Origin of the sequence: Rhodovulum sp. BSW8, assembly GCF_003314725.1 — a bacterium.
GTDB classification, from domain to species: domain Bacteria; phylum Pseudomonadota; class Alphaproteobacteria; order Rhodobacterales; family Rhodobacteraceae; genus Rhodovulum; species Rhodovulum visakhapatnamense.
Genome location: NZ_QNVX01000038.1, coordinates 22,588 through 42,311, shown reverse-complemented (window position 1 = coordinate 42,311; position 19,724 = coordinate 22,588). Strand labels below are relative to the sequence as shown.

Below are 19,724 nucleotides of genomic sequence, written 5' to 3'. Positions count from 1 at the left end.
GTCGGGCTGGCGCTCTGGGCCGGCTGGTCGGCCTCGGCCAGGATCGACTTGAACAGCTCGTCGGGCAGGACGATGTCGGGCAGCACCATTTCGGGGTAGGAGACCTGGTCGATCTGGCCGAACTGCTCGGGCGCGAGGGGCCCAAGCGCCAGCCGGTCATAGTTCAGCGCCGCCAGCTCGCGCAGCCGCTCGGGCCGGTTCAGATAGGCCCATTCGGCATTCTGCATCGCCAGCTGCTCGCGCAGCGATCCGATCGCGCGGTTCAGCCGCTCGACATTGTCGAGCGCGGCCTGGGTGCGGTAATTCTCGCGATAGGCCCAGAAGGCCAGCGCCATCACCGCCAGGGCCGTCAGCACATAGACGAAGCTGCGCATCTAGTCCTCCATGATCTTCGGCAGCCCCAGCAGACCGCGGTCGACCGGCCCCGCCGGGGCGTCGGTGCGGACCCCGACCCTCAGCTTGGCGGATCGCGCGCGCGGGTTGGCGTCAAGCTCGGCCGGATCGGGGGCCACCGCGCGGCGGGTGAGCAGATCGAACCGCGCGGGCTCGGGCTTCGCCTCGGGCGCATAGCGGCTGCCGCCCGCGGCCTGACCCGACCGGACCTGCAGGAAGCGCTTGACGATCCGGTCCTCCAGCGAATGGAAGGTGACGACCGCCAGCTTGCCGCCGGGGTTGAGCGCGCGCTCGGCCGCTTCGAGCCCGGCCACCAGCTCGCCCAGCTCGTCATTCACCGCGATGCGGATCGCCTGGAAACTGCGGGTCGCGGGGTGGCTCTGGCCCGGGCGCTGCGGCGGCAGGCAGCGGGCCACGACCTCGGCCAGTTGCGCCGTGGTCACGATGGGTGCGACCGTGCGGGCCTTGACGATGGCGCGCGCGATCCGGCGCGAGGCGCGTTCCTCGCCGTAATGAAACAGAATATCGGCCAGCGCGGCCTCGGAGGCGGTGGCGACCAGATCGGCGGCCGACATCCCCTCGGCCCCCATCCGCATGTCGAGCGGTCCGTCCTTGGCAAAGGAGAACCCGCGTTCGGCCTGATCGAGCTGCATCGAGGACACGCCCAGATCCAGCACCACCCCGTCAAGCGGCGCCTCGGCATGACGGTCAAGGTCCGAAAAGACGCCCTCGACCAGACGCAGCCGGTCTCCCCAGGCCCCGGCCCAGGGCGCGGCCAGATCGGCGACACTGGGGTCGCGGTCGACCCCGATCACCCGGTCCGCGCCCGCATCCAGCAGCCCGCGGCTGTAGCCGCCCGCGCCGAAGGTGCCGTCCAGCCAGAGCCCCGTGACCGGCGACACCGCCTCGAGCAGGGGGCGCAGCAGGACCGGGATATGCGGCGGATCGGCGGGAACGGAACGGTCCGCGGCGGCCATGGCCTCAGCCATCCCCGGCCGGACCGGCCACCGCCCCGGCACCGTCGAGGAAGCTCAGCGGATCGACATCCTCGGGCAGGTCGTCCAGCCAGGCCTCGGTCTTGGCCAGTTCCTCGGACTCGTAGGTCTCGGGCTTCCAGATCTGGAAGGTGTCGCCCGAGGCGATGAAGAAGGCCTCGCCTTCCAGCCCGATCTTGTCGCGCAGCTTCTGCGGCAGGGTCAGACGGCCGTCATTGTCGACCTCGGTCGGGTGCGACTGGCCATGGAACATCCGTTCCAGCATCCGCCGCTGCATCGACCCGCGCGGCAGCGCCGCGATCTTGTCGTCGACCTCGTTGATCGCCTCGATGGTGTAGCATTCCAGATATTTGCGGCGGTGATCGCCATAGACGATGACCAGTTGCGGGCGCAGCCCCTCGGTCCAGTCCGGGTCGCAGGCCTCAAGCACACGGCGGAACAGGGCCGGGATCGACACCCTGCCCTTCGCATCCACCTTGTGCTGGCTTTCGCCTCTGAACCTGCGCGCCACCTGTCCGACGCTCCCTTGCCTCGCCGTCCGCGACCGCCGCACGGCCGTTTCAACGAAAACGGCGGATTGGGCTGCTGCCACCGCCCAATCCGCCGCCCTCGTCCCGTTCCGGGGTGCCCGGCTGCGCGTGCCACCTGGGGGATGTCTGCTCGCCCGCGCGCCGGATCTCGTATGGAGGCAATGGCGGGTGCCTGTATGAAACTGCTTTCTTGTCGTTGGGAGGCTGTATCCGCCCCTTGATCCGTCCGACCGCCATCGCCTTTGTGTGATCGTTATGCCATGGGATTTCATGGAGATCAACTGACTTTGGCGGGAATATGGTGGACCCGGCCCCCTCCAAAGGCGGAAATACGCCTTGCCCGAAAAGCGCTCGGAGCAGCCGGAACACCGCCAATTGCGAGTGCCGGGCCCCAATCCTCTAGATGTCGTGGTTAACGGCCATTCTGCGACGTTTGCGCGAAGTTTGAAAAATTTCTTCGCGCCATGGTTGCGAAAAATGCGCCCCACCCGGCTGACCGGGCCATTCCCGGCCCCACCCCGCGAAACTTCCCGGAAAATCGCACCGAATCACGCGGGCGAGAGGCTGGTTCCGTGCGGGGCCATGAATTCCCGTAAGACCCGGCCCGATCCCGGCCAGGAGGCGTCCGGTCCCGCGCGGGCCGCGATATCAGGCCATGCCGCCGCCGATCAGACGGGCGGCGATCCGCGCATAGGCGTCGGCCATCGGGCCGTCGTCCAGCGCGACCGGATGCCCGGCATCGCCCGCCTGCCGCACCTCCAGCGCCAGCGGCAGCGCGCCAAGGAAGGGCAGGCCCAGCTTGCGGGCCTCGGCCTCGACGCCGCCATGGCCGAAGATATGCGCCTCATGCCCGCAATTGGGGCAGATATAGGTGGACATGTTCTCGATCAGCCCCAGAACCGGCGTGCCGAGCTTGGCAAACATGTCCAGCGCCTTGCGCGCGTCCAGAAGCGCCACGTCCTGCGGGGTCGAGACCACCAGCGCGCCGGTCAGACGGGTCCGCTGGCACAGTGTCAGCTGGATGTCGCCCGTGCCCGGCGGCAGGTCGACCACCAGCACGTCGAGCCGCCCCCAGTCGACCTGGCCCAACAATTGCTGAAGCGCGCCCATCAGCATCGGGCCGCGCCAGACGACCGCTTCGTCCTCTTTCAGCAGCAGCCCGATCGACATCATCGCCACACCATGTGCCCGGACCGGCTCGATGATCTTGCCGTCGGGCGAGGCCGGCCGGCGGGTCGTGCCCATCATCCGCGGCAGCGAGGGGCCGTAAATGTCGGCATCCAGCAGACCGACGCGCCGCCCCTGCCGCGCCAGCGCGACCGCCAGGTTGCTGGCCACCGTCGACTTGCCGACCCCGCCCTTGCCCGAGGCTACCGCCAGGATGCGGTCGACGCCCGAGGGGTTGCGCGGGCCGTCATCGGGCGTCGGGTGGCGGCCGATCCGCGGCCCGGGCGCAGGGGCCGCGGGCGCACCGCCCTGCCCCCTGTCATGGGCGGTCAGCACGACCGAGGCCCGGCCAACGCCGGGAATGGCCTCGATCGCGGCCTGGGCGGCGGCCCGCACGGGCTCCATCCCGCGCGCCATCTCGGCCGAGTCGGCCTCGATGACGAAGCGCACCGTATCACCTTCGACCGACAGCGCGCGGATCAGGTCGCGCGAGACCAGATCGCCCCCGCCGGGCAAAGCGATTCGGGACAATTCGGCAAGGATGACATCATTGGAAAGAGGCATCTGAGACTCCGTTTCACGCGAGGCTTCCCATTTACTTGGCCGGATACCCCAAAAGGGCAAGAGTCGTTTCACCGTTGCCCGATCCTGCACCAACGGCCCCGAACTCGCCCAAAACAACGTCAGAACGACTTATGCATTTTCCGCATGGCAGCAATTCGGCCGCCAGCCATTGTGCAGGTGCAGCAAAAGCGTATTTATAGGACCAACGGCGCGGTTGGGACTGGTCGGCACAGCCGAAGGTCCCCCGCCCAGAGATAGGAAACCCCTCCTCCTCCCTGGGTTTCCTCATCTCGCGGCGACACCTACCTCCTCCCAGGTGTCGCCGCACTTTTCATTCGGGGCCCCGGCTCCATCGGAATACGGCAGTTTGTCTCCTCCTCCCTGACACTGCCGTTGTGCGGAACGGCGGCGCCCCTCCTCCCTGGCGTCGCCGTTTCTCTTTTCAGCAGTCCTGTGATCGGAAGCCGGTCAGCGGCCGCGTCAGGCGGCGGCGCCGACCCCCGGGCCGTGCTCGAACAGGGCGCGCCTCGCAACTGCGCAGCACCGGGCGGACCGGCGGCGGTTGCACGGCCTCGCCCGCGTCGAGGTCGAGATCGGGGAAAAGCCCCGGAACCTCGCGCGCGAGCGGGTCCGGCGGCACCGGCCGGGCTGAGCGGTGGCGGAAGAGATCGCCGAGGAAAAGACTGCCGCAGGCCACGTCCCCGGCGCGCACCAGTTCATGCCGTGCAAACAGCAGATGGACAGTGCGGATCGTAGCCGGAGCCCCGCGCAGCGCGGCGCCGGCTACGCCCAGCACCGCCAGCACCCACGCGGGCACCAGCACCTCGCGCACCCCGACCAGGGACTGCGCCCGGGGCGCGCGATAAAGCCCCCGCGCCTGCCGGGCCGGCCATAGCCGACGCGTATTGCCGAAGGCGCCGGGCGGGATCTCGACCGGGGTCGAGCGGCCGCTGCCCGGCATCGCACGCTGCCCGACCCAGACCAGCATCTGCGGCCCATGATCCACCGTCTGGGCGGTCATGCCCGGCACCAGGCTCGCGGCCCGCACCGGCACGCGCGGGGTCGCGATCGCCGTCTCGCCGGGGAAACAAAGCCCGGACAGCCCCGGATCGCCGCCCGGCCGGGCGTCATGGACGAAAAACGCAGGCGCATGCCCGCCCCGAGCATGGGTGCGGTACCAGGCAGCCAGATCGACGCCGGGGGTCCAGACCACCTGAACCGGCGCACCGGTGCGGTCGATGCCCTCGAAGACCACCGCATGCCCGGCCCCGTCGGCCGCCTCATCCGACCGGATCACCGCCGCGTCGCACAGCTCCTGCCCCCCTGGCCCCGCCAGACGAGATCCTGGCGGTCGCCCGGCTCGAACGGCCCGGGATCGGGGTCGCCCGGCCGCGCGGTCACGACCAGGCCACAGGCCGCGCCCGGCGGGCCGTCGAACGTCGACGTGCCCGCGCCACCGGCATTGCTGGCGACATTGGCGCCGCTGGAGATCGCGAATTCTGTGTCCCGGACCGGAACGCTGATACGCATCGCGCCCCTCCTCCGGCCGACTGTTGCCCGGCGCCTTCGAAAGAAGGGTTAACGCTGCTCGCCATTCGGGCGCAGTGAGCGGGATCGCTGCCGCGCCCCGGCCCGATACCTGTAAGGATGGGCCTAGAAAGGAATGTCGTCGGCGCTGGCCGCGGCGACCACGAATCGGGCCACGACCTTTTTGCTCCCCGCCTTCTCGAAATCGATGTCGAGCTTGTCGCCCTCGATCCCGGTCACGACGCCATAGCCGAATTTCTGGTGGAACACCCGCGTGCCGGTTTCGAAGGCCGGGACCGCCTCGGCGTCGATCACCATGTGGCGGGCCTGGCTTGGCTGCGACACCGGCCGGGCGGCGCTGCGCGCCTGCAGCCGCTGCCAGCCCGGCGACTTGTAGACATCCGCGCGCGAGGCGCGCTCTTCGATCCCAGAGCCCCCGCCATGGGACGGCGCCGCCGCGCCATAGCCGCCGCCGCAAAGCCCGGGCGGCGTCAGCACGTCGACATGGGACGCGGGCAGTTCGTCGATAAAGCGCGACGGCAGCTGCGACTGCCAACGACCGAAAACCCGGCGGTTGGCGGCGAAGGAAATCGTGCACAGCTCTTCGGCCCGGGTCAGCCCGACATAGGCCAGCCGCCGTTCCTCCTCGAGCCCCTTCAGCCCGGTTTCGTCCATCGCGCGCTGGCTGGGAAGCAGCCCGTCCTCCCAGCCCGGCAGGAACACCACCGGAAATTCCAGCCCCTTGGCGGCATGCAGCGTCATCACCGAAATCTTGGCCCCGGCCGCCTCGCTGTCATTGTCCATGATCAGCGCGACATGTTCGAGGAAGCCCTGCAGGTTGTCGAATTCCTCCAGCGCCTTGACCAGTTCCTTTACGTTCTCCAGCCGTCCCGGCGCCTCGGGCGTCTTGTCGGCCTGCCACATCGCCGTATAGCCCGACTCGTCCAGAATGCGCTCGGCCAGTTCCACATGGCTCGACGCGGCGCCGCGCCCAAGCGGCACGGTCTCGTCATCGATCAGCGCGGCCTCATCCAGCACGACCGACGGGCCCGCGGCCCGCACCTCGCCATGCCAGCGCCCAATGGCCTCGATCAGCTTGCGCAGCTCGGCCCCGCCCTTGCCGCCCAGCCCGCCGGCCTCGAGCAGACGCCGCGCGGCCTCGACCAGCGGCACGCCCTCGGCCCGCGCCACGGACTGGATCTTCTGCTGCGCCTTGTCGCCAAGCCCGCGCTTGGGGGTGTTCACGATCCGCTCGAAAGCCAGATCGTCGGCAGGGCTGACGGCGAGGCGGAAATAGGCCATCGCATCGCGGATCTCCATCCGCTCGTAGAAGCGCGGACCGCCGATCACGCGGTACGGCAGCCCGATGGTCAGAAAGCGGTCCTCGAAGGCCCGCATCTGGTGGCTTGCGCGCACCAGAATCGCCATGTCATCCAGCGAGAAGGGCCGCATCCCGCGGCTGCCGCCCTGCAGCGCCTCGGCCTCTTCGCCGATCGAGCGGGCCTCTTCCTCGCCATCCCAATGGCCGATCAGGCGAACCTTCTCACCCTCTTCCGCCTCGGTCCAGAGCGTCTTGCCCAGCCGCCCCTTGTTGGCCGCGATCAGCCCCGAGGCGGCGGCGAGGATATGCGGGGTGGACCGGTAGTTCTGTTCCAGCCGGATCACCACAGCGCCGGGAAAATCCTTTTCGAACCGCAGGATGTTGCCGACCTCGGCGCCGCGCCAGCCATAGATCGACTGATCGTCGTCGCCGACGCAGCAGATGTTCTTGTGCCCGCCCGCCAGCAGCCGCAGCCACAGATACTGGGCCACGTTGGTATCCTGATACTCGTCGACCAGGATATAGCGGAACCAGCGCCGGTACTGGTCCAGCAGGTCGGGATGGGCCTGAAAGATCGTCACCACATGCAGCAGCAGATCGCCGAAATCGGCCGCGTTCAGGGTCTTCAGCCGCTCTTGATAGGCGGCGTACAGCTTCACGCCCCGGCCGTCGAAACCCGAGGCCTCCGACGCGGGCACCGCCTCAGGCGTCCAGGCGCGGTTCTTCCAGTGATCGAGAAGACCGGCCAGCTGGCGCGCGGGCCAGCGCTTTTCATCCATGTTGGCCGCCGCGATCAGTTGCTTCAGCAGCCGGATCTGGTCGTCGGTATCGAGGATGGTGAAGTTCGACTTGAGCCCCACCAGCTCGGCATGGCGGCGCAGCAGCTTGACGCAGATCGCGTGGAAGGTGCCAAGCCAGGGCACGCCCTCGACCGTCTCGCCCATCAGCCGCCCGACGCGCACCTTCATCTCGCGCGCGGCCTTGTTGGTGAAGGTCACCGCCAGGATCTCGTTCGGCCGGGCCTTGCCGGTGACCAGCAGATGCGCGATCCGCGCGGTCAGCGCCCGGGTCTTGCCGGTGCCCGCCCCCGCCAGCATCAGCACGGGGCCGTCCAGCGTCTCGACCGCCTGGCGCTGGGCGGGGTTCAGCCCGTCCAGATAGGGCGCCGGCCGCGCGGCCATGGCACGGACGGACAGGGGGACCTGGGCGGCGGCCTCGAAGGCGTCGAAATCGTCGATGGGACACATGGCGCCCAATCTAGCGCGCCCCGGCGACGAGTTAAAGAAGCGTTCCCCGTCCGTTCCTGTTCCGAAGCGTTTTTTGCCATCGCAGTTGCAATTTCGCGCATAAGGCGAATAGTCGGAACAAACGGGGGTGAAAGCGCGAATGAGTCGATATCGCATCCTTCTGGCAGGTCTGGGGCTGGCGACGCTGGCCGCCTGCGGCACGCCCGAGCGGCCGCAAACCGGCGTTCCCAAGGTCATCACCCCCGAGATGCTGCCCCATGCGCCCGCGGCCTCGGCGCCCGCCTGCACCGCCGAAATGGCGGCGCGATTCCATCAGCCCGAGGCGGGGATCTTCCAGATCGGCACCGGCCCCACCGCGGCCGGGTTCTGGATCGACATGAAAATGGCCGGGCGCGACGGCACCTGGCGCTGTCAGACCACGCGCGAGGGGCGTGTCGTCACCGTCACCCCGATCTCGTCGTCCTGACCGGGCCGCGCCGCGAAACAGCGGCACCGGCGGGTGCCTTGCGGCCACCGGTGCCGACCGGCACCCGTCGCGAGACAGGCATGCCCGGTCTCGGCCCCGCCCCCGCTGGCCCTTTGCTTCGCTGCAACGCAGCTTTATACCGTTAACAATCGGCTGCGCGCCGCAGTCGCAGCCCGAACCGACCCGATGGAGGCCCCGCCCTTGACCGATTTCCAGAAGATCCTCGTCGCCAACCGGGGCGAGATTGCCATTCGCGTGATGCGCGCCGCCAACGAACTGGGCAAGCGCACCGTCGCCGTCTACGCCGAGGAAGACAAGCTGGGGCTGCACCGGTTCAAGGCCGACGAAGCCTACAAGATCGGCGAGGGGCTGGGCCCGGTCCAGGCCTATCTGTCGATCGAGGAAATCATCCGCGTCGCCAAGATGTCAGGCGCCGACGCGATCCATCCGGGCTATGGGCTTCTGTCGGAAAACCCTGCTTTCGTCGAGGCTTGCGCCGCCGAGGGCATCGCCTTCATCGGCCCGAAGGCCGAGACCATGCGCGCGCTCGGCGACAAGGCCAGCGCCCGCAAGGTGGCGATCAAGGCAGGCGTGCCGGTGATCCCCGCGACCGAGGTCCTGGGCGATGACATGGACGAGATCCGCCGCCAGGCCGACGAGATCGGCTATCCGCTGATGCTGAAAGCCTCCTGGGGCGGCGGCGGGCGCGGCATGCGCCCGATCAGGGGCCCCGAGGAGCTGGCCGAGAAGGTGCGCGAGGGCCGCCGCGAGGCCGAGGCCGCCTTCGGCAATGGCGAGGGCTATCTGGAAAAGATGATCACCCGCGCCCGCCATGTCGAGGTGCAGATCCTCGGCGACCAGCACGGCACCATCTATCACCTGTGGGAACGCGACTGTTCGGTCCAGCGCCGCAACCAGAAGGTCGTCGAGCGCGCCCCCGCCCCCTACCTGTCCCATGCCCAGCGCGAAACCATCTGCAATCTCGGCAAGAAGATTGCCGAGGCGGTGAATTACGAATGCGCCGGCACCGTCGAGTTCCTGATGGACATGGAGACGGGCAATTTCTACTTCATCGAGGTCAATCCCCGCGTTCAGGTCGAACATACCGTCACCGAAGAGGTGACCGGCATCGACATCGTCCGCGCCCAGATCCTGATCGCCGAAGGCAAGAGCCTGGTCGAGGCGACCGGCGTCGCCAGCCAGTATGACGTCGATCTCAGCGGCCATGCCCTGCAATGCCGGATCACGACCGAGGACCCGCTGAACAACTTCATCCCCGATTACGGCCGCATCACCGCCTATCGCGGCGCGACCGGCATGGGGATCCGGCTGGATGGCGGCACCGCCTATTCCGGCGCGGTCATCACCCGCTATTACGATTCGCTGCTGGAGAAGGTCACCGCCTGGGCGCCGACCCCCGAGGCCGCCATCGCCCGGATGGACCGGGCGCTGCGCGAATTCCGGATCCGGGGCGTCTCGACCAACATCGCCTTCGTCGAGAACCTGCTGAAGCACCCAACTTTCCTGAACAACGAATACTCGACCCGCTTCATCGACGAGACGCCCGAGCTGTTCAGCTTCGAGAAGCGGCGCGACCGGGCGACGCGCATCCTGACCTATATCGCCGACATCACCGTCAACGGGCATCCCGAGACGACGGGCCGCGCCAAGCCGCCCGCCGAGGCCCGCGCCCTGCGCCCGCCGGTCCCCCGGCGCGAAAGCTATGCCCCGGGCACGCGCCAGATCCTCGACCAGTTCGGCCCCGAGGCGCTGGCCGACTGGATGGCCTCGCAGAAACAGCTGCTGGTGACCGACACCACGATGCGCGACGGGCACCAGTCGCTGCTGGCAACGCGAATGCGCTCGATCGACATGATCCGCGTGGCGCCCGCCTATGCCCATAACCTGCCGCAGCTCTTCAGCGTCGAATGCTGGGGCGGCGCGACCTTCGACGTGGCCTACCGCTTCCTGCAGGAATGTCCCTGGCAGCGGCTGCGCGACCTGCGCGCGGCGATGCCGAACCTGATGACCCAGATGCTGCTGCGGGGCGCGAACGGCGTCGGCTACACGATCTATCCCGACAATGTGGTGCAGGGCTTCGTCAGGCAGGCCGCCGAAACCGGCGTCGACGTCTTCCGCGTCTTCGACAGCCTGAACTGGGTCGAGAACATGCGCGTCGCGATGGATGCGGTGCTGGAAACCGGCAAGGTCTGCGAGGGCACGATCTGCTATACCGGCGACATCCTCGACCCGGCGCGGGCCAAGTACGACCTGAACTATTACGTCGCGATGGGGAAAGAGCTGAAGGCCGCTGGCGCCCATATCCTGGGGCTGAAGGACATGGCGGGTCTGCTGAAACCCGCCTCGGCCACGGTTCTGGTCAAGGCGCTGAAGGACGAGGTCGGCCTGCCGATCCATTTCCACACCCATGACACCTCGGGCATCGCCGCGGCCACCATCCTGGCCGCAGCCGAGGCGGGCGTCGATGCGGTCGATGCCGCCATGGACGCCTTCTCGGGCGGCACCTCGCAGCCTTGCCTCGGCTCGATCGTCGAGGCGCTGCGCAACACGCCCCGCGACACCGGCATCGACATGGCCGCCGTGCGCGAGATCTCGGATTACTGGGAGGCCGTGCGCCAGGAATACGCGGCCTTCGAATCGGGCCTCTCGGCGCCCGCCTCCGAGGTCTATCTGCACGAGATGCCCGGCGGCCAGTTCACCAACCTCAAGGCCCAGGCGCGCAGTCTGGGGCTGGAAGAACGCTGGCACGAGGTCGCCGAGACCTATGCCGATGTGAACCAGATGTTCGGCGACATCGTGAAGGTGACGCCCTCCTCGAAGGTGGTGGGCGACATGGCGCTGATGATGGTCAGCCAGGGCCTGACCCGCGCCGAGGTCGAGGACCCCGACCGCGACGTGGCCTTCCCGGATTCCGTCATCGACATGATGCGCGGCAATCTGGGCCAGCCTCCGGGCGGCTTCCCCGAGGCGATCCAGGCAAAGATCCTGAAAGGCGAAAAGCCCTTTACCGACCGGCCCGGCAAGCATGTGCCCCCCGCCGATATCGACAAGATCCGCGCCGAGGTCGAAGGCCAGTTCGAAGACCTGACCCTCGATAACGAGGACCTGAACGGGTACCTGATGTATCCCAAGGTCTTCACCGATTACGCCACGCGGCACCTGCAATACGGGCCGGTCCGCACCCTGCCGACCCGCACCTTCTTCTACGGGATGGAGCCGGGCGAAGAGATCGAGGCCGAGATCGACCCCGGCAAGACGCTGGAAATCCGGCTGCAGGCGGTGGGCGAGACCGCCGAGGATGGCGAGGCGCGGGTGTTCTTCGAACTGAACGGCCAGCCCCGGGTGATCCGGGTGCCGAACCGCAAGGCCAAGGCCAGCGTGGCCCGCCGCCCGAAGGTCGAGCTTGGCAACCCCGCCCATGTCGGCGCGCCGATGCCGGGGGCCGTGGCCACCGTCGCGGTCGCGGCCGGGCAGGAGGTCAAGGAGGGCGACCTGCTCCTGACCATAGAGGCGATGAAGATGGAAACCGGGCTTCACGCCGAGCGCGACGGCAAGATCAAGGCTGTCCATGTCGCCCCGGGCCAGCAGATCGACGCCAAGGACCTGCTGATCGAGTTCGAGTGATCGCTGCCCGCCCGGGCCGCCCCCCCCGCCGGGCGGTTCGGGCGGTTCGGGCGGTTCGGGCGGCCGGCCCGACGACGGCACCGGGTCTTGCGCCCGGCATCTCCCGCGGTTTTTCGCATCGGGCCGAATTTTCCCCTTGCAGGCTCCGGCCGGAGTTTATAAATCCCCCCTCACCCAATGGATGCGGGCGTAGCTCAGGGGTAGAGCATTACCTTGCCAAGGTAAGGGTCGTGAGTTCGAATCTCATCGCCCGCTCCAATTTGTCTCGACAGGATCGACAGTCGCGGCACCGGACCGGTGCTCTCGCGGCTTTTGGCGCGCTTCCCCCGGGCGTTCTGCCGCGCGCCGGAACGCGCCCGTCCGTTCCCGCGATTTTCCCCTTGCAGGCCCCGGCCGGAGTTTATAAATCCCCCCTCACCCAATGGATGCGGGCGTAGCTCAGGGGTAGAGCATTACCTTGCCAAGGTAAGGGTCGTGAGTTCGAATCTCATCGCCCGCTCCAGGGGATCTCGGCCAGCGCGCAGAGACGTGTCGATGCCCTGCCTGCGGCGGCTTGACGCAACCCCTTCCTCCGACGAACAATGACCCATCGCAAGACGCGGGCAACCTCTTCGGCCCTGCCCGTCTCGATGGGAGGACTATCATGAGCCTGAAGAGCGCCGCGGCAGCGGCATGCATTTCGCTGGCAGCGGCCCTGCCTGCCCTCGCCGAAATCGACGCCCCCGAATGCGTCGCCCCGGCCCAGCCCGGCGGCGGGTTCGATCTGACCTGCCGGATCGCCCAGCAGGGGCTGGATGGCGCGTTCGGCAGGCCCATCGAGGTCACCTTCATGCCAGGCGGCATCGGCGCCGTGGCCTTCAACCAGTTCAACACCACCCGCACCGACGATTCCAACGCCATCGTGGCGTTTTCCTCGGGCTCGCTGCTGAACATCGCCACCGGCAAGTTCGGTACCTTCACCGAGAACGACGTGCGCTTTCTGGCCACCGCGGGCGCCGATTACGGGGCGGTGATCGTGCGGGCCGACAGCCCCTATGCCGACCTCGGCGCGCTGATGGACGCATTCAAGGCCGATCCCGGCAGCGTCGTGGTCGGCGCAGGCGGCTCGGTCGGGTCGCAGGACTGGATGAAGGGCGCGCTGTTGCTGAAATCGGTCGGCGCCGATCCGCGCCAGATGCGCTATGTCGCCTATGACGGCGGCGGCGACGCCATTGCCGGGCTGCTGGGCGGCGCGATCCAGGTCTATACCGGCGATGTGGGCGAGATGGCGGCGCATATCGGCGATGGCAGCATGCGCATCCTCGCGGTGCTGGCGCCCGAGCGGCTGGAGCCGCCCTTCGACGCCTATCCGACCGCGAAAGAGCTGGGCTATGACACCGAATGGACCATCATGCGCGGCTTCTACATGGGCAAGAACGTGCCCGACGCCGATTATCAGGCCTGGGCCGACGCCTTCGCCGCGGCCTACAAGACCGAGGCCTACCGGCAGGCCCGCGAAAGCAAGGGGCTGATGCCGCTCGAGCTGTCGGGTTCCGAGATGGATGCCCAGGTCAAGCAGCTGATCGGCGAGCTGCGCGACATCGCCCGCGACGCAGGCCTGATCCAGTAATCCCGAAAGCCCCACCTCCGGGTCCGGCGCTCCGTATCCGGACCCGCGCGCCGGGTGCGGCCAGCGCCGGACCCGACCCCTGCCCCTATCCCTGCCCGTTCCTGGAGAACCCCGAATGGTCGACCGCATCTTTGCCGGGCTTCTGCTGGCCGTCACGCTGGGCTATGGCTGGCTTGCCTTCACCGTCATCCGGGCGCCCTTTCAATACGACCCGCTCGGCCCCGAAAGCTGGCCCCGGATCCTGTCGGTCCTGGCCGCGCTCTGCCTCGCGGGCATTCTCTGGAAACCCGATGTCGACCGGTTCGACACCCGGGGCGGCACCTGGCTGAGGCTGGCCGCGATCGTGGCGCTTCTGGTCGGCTATGCCGGCCTCTACGAGCCGCTCGGCTTTGTGCTGGCAACGCTCCTCTTCGGCACGATCGCCGCCCGACTTCTGGGCGCGACGCTCGTTCGGGCGGGTGTCTTCGGGCTTGCAACCGGGGTGCTGGGCTATCTTCTCTGCGCCGGGCTTCTGGACCTCAACCTGCCCGAAGGCCCCCTGCCCAGGCTATAGGAGACCCTCGATGGAAACCGTCCTGAGCGGCCTTGCCACCGGCTTTGCCGTCGCGCTGACCCCGCTGAACATCTTCCTGGTGCTGATCGGCTGCTTTTCCGGTACCCTGATCGGCGCGCTGCCCGGGATCGGGCCGATCAACGGCGTGGCGATCCTGCTGCCCATCGCCTACGGGCTGGGACTGCCGCCCGAAAGCGCGTTGATCCTGCTGGCGGGCATCTATTACGGCGCCGAATATGGCGGGCGGATCTCGTCGATCCTGCTGAATGTGCCGGGCGATGCGGGCGCGGTGATGACCACGCTCGACGGCCACCCGATGGCGCTGAAGGGCGAGGCGGGACGGGCGCTGTCGCTGTCGGCCGTCGCCTCCTTCGTCGGCGGCACGCTGGCGGTGATCGGGCTGTCGCTGTTCGGGCCGCTGCTGGCGAAGTTCGCGGTCACCTTCTCGCCCGCCGATTATGTCGCACTGATGGTCTTCGCCTTCGCCTCGCTGGCCTCGCTGGTCGGCCGGAACGGGATCAAGACCCTTCTTGGCGCGGTGATCGGGCTGATGCTGGCCACCATGGGGATCGACGCCAATACCGGCGTGCCGCGCTACACCTTCGGCATCCCCGACCTTCTGGCGGGCATCGACTTTCTGGTGGTGGTGATCGGGCTCTTCGGCATGGCCGAGCTTCTGCACCTGGTCGAACAGCAGGTCTCGGGGCGGCTGAAGACGCTGCCGGTCGACCGGTCCTTCCTGCGCCGCGCCGATCTGCTGCGCACCCGCTGGACGATCCTGCGCTGCTCGGTGATCGGCTTCTTCATCGGCATTCTGCCCGGCACCGGCGCCTCGGTCGCCTCGGCCGTGGCCTATGGCACCGAAAAGCGGCTCGCGGGCAAGTCGGGCGCAAGCTTCGGCACCGGCGACATGCGCGGGCTGGCCGCGCCCGAGGCGGCCAACAACGCCGCGGCGGGCGGCGCGCTGGTGCCGATGCTGACGCTGGGCATCCCCGGCTCGGGCACCACGGCGATCCTGCTGGGGGCGCTTCTGATGTTCAACGTCCAGCCCGGACCGCTGATGTTCACCCAGCGCCCCGAGATCGCCTGGGGCCTGATCGCCTCGATGTATCTGGGCAATGTGGCGCTTCTGATCATCAACCTGCCGCTGGTCGGGCTGTTCGCGCGGATGCTGACCCTGCCACAGCATTACCTGACGCCGCTGATCGCGATGCTGGCCTTCGTGGGCGTCTATTCCATCGTCGGCAACCCGTTCGACCTGTACCTCATCATCCTGCTGGGGATCTTCGGCTGGGTGCTGCGCAAGCTCGATTTCAGCCTGGCCCCGGTGATCCTGGGCTTCGTGCTGGGCAGCCTCTTCGAAAACAACCTGCGCCGGGCGCTGTCGATCTCGGCGGGCGACTGGGGGATCCTGATCGAGGACTGGAAAAGCATCGCGCTGTACGGCCTGGCGGCTCTCGTCGTGATCCTGCCCGCCTGGGCCGGCCGGCGCAGCGCGCGCGCCGCGGCCGACGCCGTCGAGGACTGACGGAGGCGCTTTGGCTAGAAGGGCAGCGGCGAGACCCCGATCACCGGGCGATGGGCCGCCAGAAGCCCCGCCCACAGCAGAAGGCCCAGTCCCGGCCGCCAGAGCGGCGGCGGCCCCGACGGGCGCCAGCGCCCCGAAACGAGCGCCGCCAGCGGCAGGGTCGCGGTGCGCGCGGCAAGGCGGTCCCAGTCGCGGCCCATCCGGCGCCGGTTCCGCCGGTCGATGACGACCGTTCCGGCCAGCGCAAATCCCGCGAAGCCGCCGAACAGCAGCAGATGCGCCAGATCGGGGTTGGCCACGGCATGGGCCAGCGCCCAGAGCGCCAGCGCCACGGGCAGCGGATGCCGGGTCACCCCGACGATGCCCGGCCGCGCCGGATCGAACCGCGCATCGCCCGCGCCGCCAAAGCTCAGCGGGTTCGGCGCGCCCAGCGCGCCCGCGATCAGCAGGCAGACGACCGGCATGACCAGATTGGGCAGCCAGGGCTGCCAGGGCGCGGGCGGCCAGAGCGCGACGAAAGGCGCGCGCCCCGCCGCCACGATCAGCCAGGCCAGAAGCGCCAGCGAGACCGCGACATAGGCCGCCAGATAGCCCTTTTGCCCGAGTGCCCCGGTCAGCCGCGCCTTGACCCCGGGCCGCGCGGGCACCGCATGGGACAGAAGAAACAGCGCGAAGGCCGTCGCGAATTCCGCCCAGCCGCCCATCAGAGCCCCCCGACAACGCCCACCCGCCCCGGTGGGCGGGCACAGGCGGATCTTGCACGGGGTCGGCCGATCATTCCGGTCCCTTTCGCGGTATTTCGGGCGACGCCCAGCATCTCAGCCGCCGCCACGGAAGGAAACCCCCGCGCCCCGCCCCACCCGAATTTTGCACGGGGCCGGGAACCGATGGCGCGCCAAGGCGTTGAACCGGGACGATAGCGGACAGGGTCACGTTCACGGATGCACCTCGGGCCGGCCCCCTCGCCGGCCTCTTGAATGGCCTCCCCCCGCCGTCGCGGCCCGGGCGCACGTCCCCGCCCGGGCCGTATTTCCCCGACCTCCCAGAACATATCGCCCCGCGCCCCCGCTCAGCCCGCCAGCGCCTCTTCCAGCTCGCGCGCCAGACGCTGCTTTTCCTCGGCCCGGGGCGGCGAGAACCGCGCCAGCAGCAGATAGGCGACCGGCGTCAGATACAGCGTCGAGAGCGTGGCCAGCCCCAGCCCGCCGACGATGACCCAGCCCAGCGCCTCGCGCGCCTCGGCCCCCGCCCCCGAGGACAGGATCAGCGGCACGCCGCCCAGCACGGTCGAGACCATGGTCATCATCACCGGCCGCAGCCGGATCGTCGCCGCGTCATAGATCGCGTCGCGCACCGTCGCGCCGCCGTCGCGCAGCTGGTTGGCAAACTCGACGATCAGGATGCCGTTCTTGGCCATGATGCCGACCAGCATCACCAGCCCGATCTGGCTGTAGACATTGAGGCTTTGCCCGGTCACGAGCAGCGCGAAGATGGCGCAGGCCAGCCCCAGCGGCACCGTCGCCATCACCACGATGGCCGAGATGAAGCTTTCGAACTGCGCGGCCAGCACCAGGAACACCACCGCGATGGCAAAGCCGAAGATCAGCAACAGCCCGGAATTGGTCTCGTCCATGGTGGCCGCCGCGCCCTTGGGCAGGATGCGGTTGTCATCGGACAAAAGCCCGTCCGACAGCTGGACGATCCGCTCGAAGGCACCGCCCAGCGACTGGCCCGGCCCCAGATCGGCCGAGATCGACACCGCGCGGCTTTGATCCAGCCGGTCGAGATCGGGCGCGACGGGCCGTTCCTCAAGCCGCACGAAGGTCGACATCGGCACCATCCGCCCGCCCGCGCTTTTGACGAAGATGTTCTCCAGATCGCCCGGGTCATCGACCGGCTCGGCCGAGGACACAAGCTGCACGTCGTAATTCTGGTCGCCGACGAAGACCGAAACGACGCTGCGCCCGTTCAGAAAGGCCCGAAGCGCCTCGCCCAGCCCCGAGATGTCGATGCCCAGATCGGCCGCGCGGGTGCGGTCGACCTCGACGAACAGCTCGGGCTGGGTGCGCTCGAAATCGAGCCGGACCTCGCCGAAGGCGCCATCATCCTGCATCCGCTCGACCAGCGCCTGGGCGGTCTCGGCCAGCCGGTCGTAGCTTTCTCCGGTCAGCGCCACGCTGATGCCGCTGCCAGCGCCGCGAATGCCCAGCGAATTGGGCTGGATCGCAAAGGCGCGCACCCCGATCACGCCGCGCAGCCGGGCGTTGATATCGGTCACGATCTCGTCCTGGCTGCGCGCGCGCGCCTCCCAGGGGGCAAGCGTGAAGACCATGAACCCGCGGCTGTCCGACCCGCCCGAGCCCGCGATGGAAAAGATGTTGACGATCTCGCCATTGTCGCGCAGCGGCGCGATGGCGTCTTCGATCTCGGCAATCTTGGACTGGGTATAGTCCAGCGACACGCCCTGCGGCGCCTGGATGCGCAAAAGCGCGACCGACCGGTCCTCCTTGGGCGTCAGCTCCTGCCGCACGCCCCCCGCCACAAGGACGGCGGTCGCCGCGAACAGCCCCGCGCCCAGCACGACCACGACGGGCATGGCCAGCGCCCAGCCGAGGGTGCGGCGATACAGCCCGCCCAGCGCGGCGCCGATCCGCGCGCCAAGGCCCCGCTCGGTCCCGGGCGCGCGGGCCAGCATCCGGCTGGCCAGCACCGGGCACAGCGTCAGCGCCACCACCGAGGAAATCGCCACCGCCATCGCCAGCGTGAAGCCGAATTCGCGGAACAGGCCGCCCGCCTGCCCCGGCAGGAACGACAGCGGCACGAAGACCGCGGCCAGCGTCGCCGTGGTGGTGACGACCGCGAAAAAGACCTGCTTGGTCCCCAGCACGGCGGCGGCGCGCGGCCCCATCCCCTCGGCCCGGCGGCGAACGATGTTTTCCAGCACCACAATGGCGTCGTCGACCACCATGCCGGTCGCCAGCACCAGCGCCAGCAGCGTCAGGATATTGACCGAGAAGCCCACCAGATAGATCGCGGCCAGCGTGCCGATCAGCGAAACCGGCATGGTCAAGGCCGGGATCAGCGTCGCGCGGATGTCGCGCAGGAACAGGAAGATCACCAGAACCACGATGGCGACCGCCAGCCCCAGCGTGTACAGCACCTCGGCGATGGCGCCCTTGATGAAGACCGCGTCGTCCGAGGTGACGAAGATCGAGATGTCGTCGGGCAGGCTGCGGTCCAGCTCGGCCACCGTGCGGCGCACCTCGCGCGAGATGTCGAGCGTGTTGCTGCCCGCCTGCCGGATCACGCCCATGCCGATCCCGGTCCGGCCATTGGCGCGCAGCACCGAGGTATTGGGCTCGGGGCCGAGATCGACCCGCGCGACGTCGCGCAGGAAGACGTTGGGGGCGATCCGCAGATCCTCGAAGGCCTCGGCCGACACGACCATGGCGGTGGTGCGCACGCTGAGGCTCTGCCGCCCGCCCTCCAGATCGCCCGCGGCGGCATTGAAGCCCGCATCGGACAGCGCCTCGGCCAGATCGGCCAGCGTCAGCCCGCGGCTCGCCAGCCGGGCCTGATCGACATCGACCCGGAAGATCGGCGCCCGGTCGCCATAGACCTGCACATCGGCCACGCCCGGCAGCGACACGATCCGGTCCTCGATCCGGTCCTCGACGATCTCGGTCAGCGCCTCGGCCGAGCGCCGGGACGAGGTCACCGCGACCCGCAGCACCGGCTGGGCATCGGCATCGGCCTTGACCACGCGCGGATCGTCGGCCTCGTCGGGCAGGTCGCGCTGGATCCGGGCGACGGCATCGCGGGTGTCGCTCGCGGCGACGTCGATATCGACGTTTTCGGCGAATTCCAGCGTCGCCCGGCTGCGCCCGAAGCGCGAATTCGATTCGATCGAGCGGATGCCCGACACCCGGCCGACCGCCCCCTCGATCCGGCTGGTGATTTCCTGGTCGATGGTCTCGGGGGCGGCGCCGGTGAACTCGGTGGTGACGGTGACGACCGGGCGGTCGACATTGGGCAGCTCGCGGATCTCGACCCCGAAGAGCGCGGCCAGCCCCGCCAGGACGATCAGCGCGCTGACCACCAGCGCCAGGATCGGGCGGCGGACGAACAGCGACGTGCCGCCGGATTCCGCCTCGCGCATCGCCTCTTGCAGCATGGCGT

At 68.8% G+C, this 19,724-nt stretch carries 13 protein-coding genes, 2 tRNA genes and 1 pseudogene; 7 read left to right on the top strand and 9 right to left on the bottom strand.

The genetic code is table 11. From position 1 onward, the window contains the following. Positions 1 to 92: 92 nt before the first annotated feature. The 7 genes and pseudogenes from DSD19_RS15630 to DSD19_RS15605 form a co-directional block, all read right to left on the bottom strand. Positions 93 to 374, bottom strand: a pseudogene (locus tag DSD19_RS15630) (cell division protein FtsL); the annotation flags it as partial. After that, positions 375 to 1,370, bottom strand: coding sequence for a 16S rRNA (cytosine(1402)-N(4))-methyltransferase RsmH (gene rsmH / locus DSD19_RS15625; RefSeq protein WP_113670295.1), 996 nt, complete (start codon positions 1,368 to 1,370; stop codon positions 375 to 377). A gap of 4 nt (positions 1,371 to 1,374) precedes the next feature. Beyond that, positions 1,375 to 1,899: a division/cell wall cluster transcriptional repressor MraZ gene (gene mraZ, locus DSD19_RS15620; RefSeq protein WP_113670267.1), complete on the bottom strand. Its 525-nt coding sequence runs from the start codon at positions 1,897 to 1,899 to the stop codon at positions 1,375 to 1,377. Positions 1,900 to 2,566: 667 nt separating this feature from the next. Next, positions 2,567 to 3,649: an Mrp/NBP35 family ATP-binding protein gene (locus DSD19_RS15615; protein ID WP_113670266.1), complete on the bottom strand. Its 1,083-nt coding sequence runs from the start codon at positions 3,647 to 3,649 to the stop codon at positions 2,567 to 2,569. A 442-nt stretch (positions 3,650 to 4,091) separates the two neighbouring features. After that, positions 4,092 to 4,946: a Hint domain-containing protein gene (locus tag DSD19_RS21875; protein ID WP_165828152.1), complete on the bottom strand. Its 855-nt coding sequence runs from the start codon at positions 4,944 to 4,946 to the stop codon at positions 4,092 to 4,094. Further along, on the bottom strand, positions 4,943 to 5,179 hold the full coding sequence (locus tag DSD19_RS21870) for a hypothetical protein (protein WP_165828151.1): 237 nt from the start codon (positions 5,177 to 5,179) through the stop codon (positions 4,943 to 4,945). Before DSD19_RS21870 ends, DSD19_RS21875 begins: the two co-directional genes overlap by 4 nt. A gap of 123 nt (positions 5,180 to 5,302) precedes the next feature. After that, entirely contained in the window at positions 5,303 to 7,744 is a 2,442-nt protein-coding gene (locus DSD19_RS15605) for an ATP-dependent helicase (protein WP_113670265.1), read from the bottom strand. Positions 7,745 to 7,883: 139 nt separating this feature from the next. Here DSD19_RS15605 and DSD19_RS15600 point away from each other — a divergent pair, with 139 nt between their 5' ends. From DSD19_RS15600 to DSD19_RS15570, 7 genes are all read left to right on the top strand, one after another. Further along, complete coding sequence (locus DSD19_RS15600; RefSeq protein WP_075785269.1) at positions 7,884 to 8,210, top strand: hypothetical protein; 327 nt, start codon at positions 7,884 to 7,886, stop codon at positions 8,208 to 8,210. Between the two features lie 201 nt (positions 8,211 to 8,411). Further along, positions 8,412 to 11,855 carry a pyruvate carboxylase gene (locus tag DSD19_RS15595; RefSeq protein ID WP_113670293.1) on the top strand — a complete coding sequence of 1,148 codons (3,444 nt, stop codon included), beginning with the start codon at positions 8,412 to 8,414 and terminating at the stop codon, positions 11,853 to 11,855. 183 nt (positions 11,856 to 12,038) lie between these two features. Next, a tRNA-Gly gene (locus tag DSD19_RS15590) sits at positions 12,039 to 12,113 on the top strand. 169 nt (positions 12,114 to 12,282) lie between these two features. Further along, positions 12,283 to 12,357, top strand: a tRNA-Gly gene (locus DSD19_RS15585). A gap of 141 nt (positions 12,358 to 12,498) precedes the next feature. Further along, complete coding sequence (locus DSD19_RS15580; protein ID WP_075785268.1) at positions 12,499 to 13,464, top strand: tripartite tricarboxylate transporter substrate binding protein; 966 nt, start codon at positions 12,499 to 12,501, stop codon at positions 13,462 to 13,464. 115 nt (positions 13,465 to 13,579) lie between these two features. Further along, on the top strand, positions 13,580 to 14,017 hold the full coding sequence (locus DSD19_RS15575) for a tripartite tricarboxylate transporter TctB family protein (protein ID WP_113670264.1): 438 nt from the start codon (positions 13,580 to 13,582) through the stop codon (positions 14,015 to 14,017). Positions 14,018 to 14,027: 10 nt separating this feature from the next. Next, positions 14,028 to 15,545: a tripartite tricarboxylate transporter permease gene (locus tag DSD19_RS15570; RefSeq protein WP_113670263.1), complete on the top strand. Its 1,518-nt coding sequence runs from the start codon at positions 14,028 to 14,030 to the stop codon at positions 15,543 to 15,545. Between the two features lie 14 nt (positions 15,546 to 15,559). Here the strand turns inward: DSD19_RS15570 and DSD19_RS15565 are convergent, their stop codons facing one another. Further along, a complete protein-coding gene (locus DSD19_RS15565) occupies positions 15,560 to 16,249 on the bottom strand; it encodes an NnrU family protein (protein WP_113670262.1) in 690 nt (229 codons plus the stop codon). 365 nt (positions 16,250 to 16,614) lie between these two features. Beyond that, positions 16,615 to 19,719 (bottom strand): efflux RND transporter permease subunit, encoded by a 3,105-nt coding sequence (locus DSD19_RS15560; protein ID WP_113670261.1) that lies wholly within the window; start codon positions 19,717 to 19,719, stop codon positions 16,615 to 16,617. Positions 19,720 to 19,724 lie beyond the last annotated feature (5 nt).